Origin of the sequence: Streptomyces sp. SID5643 (assembly GCF_009872555.1) — a bacterium.
Lineage (GTDB): Bacteria > Actinomycetota > Actinomycetes > Streptomycetales > Streptomycetaceae > Streptomyces > Streptomyces iakyrus.
In genome coordinates, this window is sequence record NZ_WWIC01000179.1 from 1 (window position 1) to 7,103 (window position 7,103).

General features: G+C 76.0%; 6 protein-coding genes. All 6 read left to right on the forward strand.

Features of this window, described 5'->3' with window-relative positions; translation table 11 throughout:
* A partial coding sequence (locus GTY56_RS21380) for an exopolysaccharide biosynthesis polyprenyl glycosylphosphotransferase (protein ID WP_161366972.1) occupies window positions 1-937 on the forward strand: 937 nt, incomplete at its 5' end.
* A 4-nt stretch (window positions 938-941) separates the two neighbouring features.
* The gene (locus GTY56_RS21385) at window positions 942-2,285 is read left to right on the forward strand and encodes an O-antigen ligase family protein (protein ID WP_161366973.1); all 1,344 of its coding nucleotides are present in this window, start codon (window positions 942-944) and stop codon (window positions 2,283-2,285) included.
* A gap of 620 nt (window positions 2,286-2,905) precedes the next feature.
* Entirely contained in the window at window positions 2,906-4,618 is a 1,713-nt protein-coding gene (gene murJ, locus GTY56_RS21390) for a murein biosynthesis integral membrane protein MurJ (protein WP_524540123.1), read from the forward strand.
* Window positions 4,602-5,363 carry a polysaccharide deacetylase family protein gene (locus tag GTY56_RS21395; RefSeq protein WP_161366975.1) on the forward strand — a complete coding sequence of 254 codons (762 nt, stop codon included), beginning with the start codon at window positions 4,602-4,604 and terminating at the stop codon, window positions 5,361-5,363. The genes murJ and GTY56_RS21395 overlap by 17 nt, the downstream gene beginning before the upstream one ends.
* Window positions 5,360-6,511 carry a glycosyltransferase gene (locus GTY56_RS21400; RefSeq protein ID WP_161366976.1) on the forward strand — a complete coding sequence of 384 codons (1,152 nt, stop codon included), beginning with the start codon at window positions 5,360-5,362 and terminating at the stop codon, window positions 6,509-6,511. The genes GTY56_RS21395 and GTY56_RS21400 overlap by 4 nt, the downstream gene beginning before the upstream one ends.
* A partial coding sequence (locus tag GTY56_RS21405; RefSeq protein WP_161366977.1) for a lipopolysaccharide biosynthesis protein occupies window positions 6,508-7,103 on the forward strand: 596 nt, incomplete at its 3' end. The genes GTY56_RS21400 and GTY56_RS21405, both read left to right, overlap by 4 nt.

Consider the following 7,103-nt stretch of genomic DNA (forward strand, 5'->3'; position numbering starts at 1 on the left):
GCAGGCCGCGCTCGTGGTCGGGCCCGCCGCGACCGCGCAGCGGGTGGCCGCGGCCGTGCTGCGTCATCCGCGCGACGGGGTGCGGCCGGTGGGCGTCGTCGCCGACGAGCCGGACGGCAGCGGGGGCCTGCCCGTGCTGACCACGGGCGAGGAGGTCCAGCGGGCGATCGTCCAGAACGGAGTGCGCGAGGTGCTGGCCGTGCGCCCCTCCCTGCGGGCCGGACAGGGGCCGCTGCTGCGGGCTCTGGCCGAGTCGGGCTGCACGGTGTGGGAGGTCGACCCGGACGTGCCGTCGTACCGGGCCGGGGACCGGCTCGCCGGGTTCTCCTGCCGTCGCCTGGACCTCGGGACGCAGCAGCGGGGCAGGACGGGCAAGCGGGCGCTGGATGTCGTGGTGTCGGGAGCGCTGCTGCTCCTGGTCAGCCCGCTGCTGCTGGTGTGCGCGGGGGTGCTGCGGCTGAGCGGCGGGCCCGGGGTCGTCTTCCGGCAGGAGCGCATCGGCAGGCACGGTCGGCCCTTCACGCTGCTGAAGTTCCGCACCCACCGCCCGGCCGACCCGCACGAGTCGGCGACCCGCTGGAGCGTGGCGGACGAACGCCAGATGCCGTGGTTCTGCCGCTTCCTGCGCCGCACCTCCCTGGACGAGCTGCTCCAGCTGTGGAACGTCCTGCGGGGCGACATGAGCCTGGTCGGCCCGCGGCCGGAACGCCCCTATTTCGTCGCACAGTTCGGTCAGACCCACCCGGGCTACGCCGCCCGCCACCGGGTCCGGACCGGCATCACCGGTCTCGCCCAGGTGCACGGGCTGCGCGGGGACACCTCGATCGAGGACCGGGCCCGGTTCGACAACGCGTACATCGACGACTGGTCGCTGTGGCAGGACGTCTGCATCCTGCTGCGCACGGCGGCCGCGCTCGTGCGTCCGACGGGGAGCTGAGCGGATGACCCGGGTCGGGGCCCCCGCGCCCGTCCTCGCGCTGCCGGCCGTCGTGGTCCTGCTCGCCCTGCCGCTGGGGCCGGGCGGCGAGGGCGGTGCCGGACCGGCCGACGCGATGTCTGCGCTGGCCGTGCTGTTCTGCGTGGTCCGTCTCGCACGGGAGCGGCGGCGTCCCCTGTCCCCCACGGCGGCCCTGGTGCTGGGGCTTCCGGTGCTCGGCGTCGCCGTCGCCGCCCTGGGGGCGGTGTCGCCGGGCGACGGGCTCACCGGCCTCGGCCGCTACCTCCAGGTCTTCGTGCTGGTTCCGGCGGCCGTGCTGCTGCTGGTCCGGGACCGGGGCGACTTCCGGCTGCTGGCCTGGTCGTTCGTGGGGCTTGCGGTGTGGCAGGGGGCGGTCGGGGTGCACCAGTACGCGACCGGGACCGGTGCCTCGTACCAGGGCCGGCCGGTGCGGGCGGTCGGCACGTTCGGGGCGCAGGACGTGATGGGGATGGCCACGGTCGTCTCCCTCGGGCTGGTGTGCGCGGTGGGGCTGGCGCTGGGCAGTGCGCCGGTGCGGCAGCGGGTCGTCGCCCTGGCCTGCGCGCTGGTGCTGCTGGCGCCGCTCGCGCTGTCGTTCAGCCGCGGGGCGTGGATCGCGACGGCGGTGACGTGCGCGGTGCAGCTCCTGCTGGCCGGGCTGCGGCGGGCGCTCGCGGCCGGGGCCGTGGTGGTCGCGGCGGGCGTGATCCTGGTGGGCGGCTTCGGCGTCGGTACGGCGATGTTGCAGGAGCGGATCAGCAGCATCACGCAGGTCGCCGACGCGCCCGACCAGTCGGTGACCGACCGGTACACCATGTGGGCGGCGGCGACCGGGATGTGGCGCGAGCATCCGCTGGCCGGCGTGGGCCTGAAGGGCTTCCCCGAACACCGCGACGCGCACGCCTCGTTGGCGCTCTCGGCGGGCAGCGACACGGAGGGCGCTGGCGCGGCCTTCCGCAAGCAGCCGCTGCTCTCCCCCCACAACATGTACCTGCTCGTGCTGGCCGAGCAGGGGCTGATCGGGCTGCTGGCGCTGGCGGGCAGCTGGCTGGCCCTGCTCGTGTGCGCCGTGCGCGCCCTGTGGCGGACCCGGCGGGCCCGCGCACCCGGCCTCGACTGCGGTCTGGTCGCCTGCGGCCTGCTGGTCTGGCAGCTGACGGACTTCGCCTACGCGGACATCGGCGGCCCGTCGACCGTCCTCACGGCGATGTGCTTCGGGCTGACGGCGTGGTGGGGCCTGGCGGACGCGGCCGCCCCGGAGACGACGGGCCGAGACCGGCCCGGGCCGGCCGCCCGGCCTGTGGCGAAGGAGGCCCCGACGCGATGACGGTGACGCCCCGACAGACGAACCCGGGCGGCGGACCGACGATCCCCCGGGCCGCGCCTCCGGCCATTCCACGAGCGACGACTCCGCACGAGCCGGCGTCCGTTCCTCCGGTCGCTGCCTCGCACGAACCTGCGGCCGTACCTCCGGTCGCTGACTCGCACGAACCTGCGTCCGTTCCTCCGGTCGCTGACTCGCACGAACCTGCGGCCGTACCTCCGGCCACAGCCCCGCCCGGGCCTGCGGCCATCCCTCCGGTCCCGGCCCCGGACTCGTACGAACCCGCGGCCGTCCCCGCGGCCGTCCCCGCGGCCACGCCCCGGCACGCACCCGTGACCGTGTCCCCGGCCACAACCCGGCACCCACTGACGACCGTGCCCCCGGCCATGACCCCGCACGAGCCTCTGTCCATTCCCGCGGCGACGTCGCACCAACCTCCGTCCCTCCCCCCGGCCCTGACCCGGCACGAAGCTACGACGGTGCCCCAGGCCACTCCCCCGCACGAGCCGGCGGCCAGCCCTCCGGCCACTCCCCCGCACACACCTGCGACCGCGCCCCCGGCCACCACCCCGCACGAACCTGCGACCGTCCCCCCGGCCACCACGCCGCACGACCCGGCGGCCATCCCTCCGGCCACGCCCCCACACGAGACCCCAGCACTCCCCCCGACCACGACCCCTCACCAACCCCCGGCCCTCCCAGGGGCTGCTGCTGCCGATCCTGTGCCGGCCGCCCCCCGCCCCTCCCCCGCGGACACCCCCGTCACCCGGGGGTTCCTCGCCCGGGCCACTGCGATCACCGCTGGTCTCTCCTTCGCCGGGGCGCTGCTCGGGCTCGTGCGGGATCAGTCGCTGGCCCGGATGTTCGGGGCCGGGAGTGCGACGGACGCGTTCCTCGTGGCGTGGACCGTGCCCGAGTTCGCCGCCACGCTGCTCATCGAGGACGGGCTGGCCATCGCGCTGATCCCGGCGTTCAGCGTGGCCCTGGCCCGGCGGGCGCAGGGCGTGCCCGGCGACCCCGTCCGCACGCTGGTCGCCGGTACGCTGCCCCGGCTCGCGCTGGCCTTCGCCGCCGTCGCCGCGCTGCTGGCGGCCTTCGCCCCGCAGGTCGTGCGCGTCCTCGCGCCGGGCCTGCCCGATCCCGCGCTCGCCGTGGACTGCACGCGGCTCACCGCCACCTGCGTGCTGTCGTTCGGCCTCGCCGGGTACTGCAGCGCGGCCCTGCGCGCCCACCGCCGGTTCCTGGCGCCGGCGGCCATCTACGTCGTCTACAACACCGGCATCATCACCTGCGTCCTCGTCCTGGGCAGTCGGTGGGACGTGCGCGCGGCGGCGGCCGGGGTGGCGGTCGGCGGCTGTCTGATGGTCGTCGCGCAACTGCCCGTGCTGTGGCGGCTGCTGCGGGCCCGGCCGGGGGCCGGATCCACCGTGGCCGGATCCACCGGTGCGCAGAGCGGTGACCGTCCCATGGGGGTCGCCCTGCTCGCCGCCGTGCTGCTGTTCGCGCTGTGCCGGCAGTCCCAGGTGCTGATCGAGCGGTTCCTCGGCTCCACGCTCCCCTCCGGTGCCATCTCGCACCTGAACTACGCGCAGAAGATCGCCCAGATCCCCATGACCCTGTCGCTGATGCTGTGCACGGTCACCTTCCCGGTGGTCGCGCGCGCCCTGGCCGACGGGGACACCGAGCGGGCCCGCGACCGGGTCGAGCGGGACCTGGCCCTGGCCGCGTGCGTGATGCTGGCCGGTGTCTCCGTCGTCGTGGCCTGCGCCCCGCAGATCGTCGAACTGCTCTTCCAGCGGGGCGCGTTCACCGGCCAGGACACCGCGGCGACGGTCCGGGTGATGCGCGTGTACGCCCTGGGCCTGCTCGGGCACACCCTGGTCGGCGCCCTGATCCGCTCGTACTTCTCGGCGGGGCGCGTCACCTGGTACCCGCTCGGTGCGATGGCCGTCGGTCTCGCCGTCACCGGCGGGATCGGCGTGGGAGCGGTTGGCCCCTGGGGGGTCATGGGCATCGCCGCGGCCAACGCCGCGGGCATCACCGTCACGGCCGCCCTGCTGCTCTCCGGCATGGGCCCGCGCAGCATCCCGGTCCGCGTCCGGCGCGTACTGGCCGAACTGAGCAGGCCCGTGGGGGCGGCGGCCGTCGCGACGCCCGCCGGTGTCTGGGCCGCCGGCCAGGCCTCCGCTCCCGTCCCTTCCCTCCTCACCGGCGCGCTCACCATCGGCGCCGTCTTCCTCCTGCTCGGCCGGGCCCTGGGCGACCAGGGCTGCGTCACCGCGCTGGCATCCCTCCGTTCCGTCTCACGAAGGCTCCCTCATGGCCGCTCCCGTTGACTCCCCGCACACCGGCACCCGCACCAGACCCGGTCCGGCCCCGTTCATCGCGATGTACCACTCCGTCGGCGACGCCACGGACGACCCCTACCGCATCACGGTCACGCCCGAGCGGCTGGACCGGCAGCTGGGCTGGTTCGGGCGGCGCGGGCTGCGGGGCGTGTCCATGGCCGAGCTGCTCGCCGCCCGGGCCCGGGGCGAGGGCCGTGACCTGGTCGGGCTGACCTTCGACGACGGTTACGCCGACTTCGTCTCCGAGGCCCTGCCCGTCCTGCGCCGGCACGACTGCGGCGCGACCCTGTTCGTGCTGCCGGGCCGGCTCGGCGGCGACAACGCCTGGGACCCGCTGGGCCCGCGCAAGCGGCTGCTGACCGCCGACGGTGTCCGGCAGGCCGCGGCCGAGGGCGTCGAGATCGGCTCGCACGGCCTCACCCACGTCGACCTGACCAAGGCGGACGACGTCACGCTGAAGTCGGAAGCCCGGGGCAGCAGGACCGTCCTGGCGGAGCTGACCGGCGCCGAGCCCGCCGGCTTCTGCTACCCGTACGGCACGCTCGACCGGCGGGCCGTCGACGCCGTCCGGGAGGCCGGGTACGCGTACGCCTGCGCCATCGACCCCGGCCCGCTCGGTGGTCCGCACGCCCTCCCCCGGGTGCACATCGGCCAGAACGACACCGCCGCGCGGCTGTTCCTGAAGTACCGGCTGCACCGGCTGCGCCGCCGACCCGTGGAGGAGCCGCGGTGAAGGCCCTGCACATCATCACCGGCCTCGGGGTGGGTGGCGCCGAGCAGCAACTGCGGCTGCTGCTGCGGCACCTGCCCCTCGACTGCGACGTGGTGACGCTGACCAACCCGGGCACGGTGGCCGCCGGTCTGGCGGCCGACGGGGTGCGGGTCCTCGACCTCGGCATGGCCGGCAACCGCGACCTGGCCGCGCTGCCCCGCCTGGTGCGGGTCATCCGCTCGGGCGGCTACCAGCTCGTGCACACCCATCTCTACCGGGCCTGCCTCTACGGCCGGATCGCCGCGCGTCTCGCGGGGGTCCGGGCGGTCGTCGCCACCGAGCACTCCCTCGGCGACTCGCAGATGGAGGGCCGCCCCCTGAACACCGGGGTGCGCGCCCTGTACCTGGCGGGCGAGCGGCTCGGACGTACGACGGTCGCCGTGTCGCCCACGGTCGCGGAGCGGCTGAAGCGCTGGGGCGTGCCCGGGCCGCGGATCGAGGTCGTGCCCAACGGGATCGACGTGGCCCGCTTCCGCTTCGACGCGGCCCGCCGTCACGAGACCCGCCGCCGGCTCGGCCTGCCGGACGACGCCTACGTCATCGGCGCCGTCGGCCGCCTCACCCCAGGCAAGCGCTTCGGCGTGCTCGTCCGGGCGCTGGCGCAACTCCCCGCCGACCACCGGCTGCTGCTGGTCGGCGGCGGACCGGAGGAGGACGTGCTGCGTCGCACCGCCCGTGCGGCCGGGGTCGCCGACCGTGTGCTGTTCACGGGCGAGCGCCCCTGCGTCCCGGACGGCACGCCCGGCCCCGACCTGCCGTCGCTGACCGCCGCGATGGACGTCCTCGCCTCGCCGTCCCCGGAGGAGGCGTTCGGCCTGGCGATCGTGGAGGCCCTGGCGTCCGGCCTGCCGGTGCTCTACGCCTCCTGCCCGGCGCTGGAGGACCTGCCGCCGTCCGCCGCGCCCGCCGCCCGGCGCGTCACCGGCGGACCCGACGCCTACGCCCGCGCCCTGACGGACGTACGACGGCAGGCCCCCGCCCCGCGCACCGCACCCGAGGCCGCCCGCCACTACTGCATCACCCGCAGCGCCGCCCGGCTCATGGACGTGTACGCCGCCGCGGTCGCCCGCCCCCTGCCCCCCTCCCTCCAGGAAGCCCGCACCTCATGACCGACACCCCCGCAAGGCAGCACCGCCAGGTCACCGCCCTCACCAGGGCTCTCCCTCCCTGGTCCCTGCTGGCGGCCGGGGCCGTCGCAGGCGGTCTGCTCGGCGGCACGTACGGCCTGGTCAGGACGCCGGCGTACACGGCGACCAGCTATGTCGTCGCCGTGCCGACGGAGAAGTCCGACACCGCCACCGCTCTCGGTTTCGCCCAGGCCTACGGCCGGGTCGCCCCGCAGCTCGCGGTGCTCGGGGACGCCCAGGTGTGGGCCGGCGTACCCGTGCAGACGCTGCGGGAGAGCGTGCGGACGGCGACCTCGCCGGACGCGCCGATGGTGGCGGTCACGGCCACCTCCTCCCGTCCGGACGCCGCCGCCGACATGGCCAACGCCGTGGCCCGCGCGCTGACCCGGCACGCCGGTGACGCCGAGCAGTCCACCCACGTGGAACTCCAGCAGTTCGCCCGGGCGGTGAAGCCCACCGAGCCGTCCTCCGCCCCGGCCAGGGTGACGGGCCTGGTCGGTGCGAGCGCGGGCGGTCTGCTGGGCGGGCTGGCGCTGCTGGTCCGGCCGCGGCGGGCCACCGAGCGCGCCGGGCG

Bases quoted from the DNA above. Each gene is read 5' to 3' on its own strand.
- GTY56_RS21395 (WP_161366975.1), top strand. From the start codon at position 4,602: ATGGCCGCTCCCGTTGACTCCCCGCACACCGGCACCCGCACCAGACCC.
- GTY56_RS21385 (WP_161366973.1), top strand. From the start codon at position 942: ATGACCCGGGTCGGGGCCCCCGCGCCCGTCCTCGCGCTGCCGGCCGTC.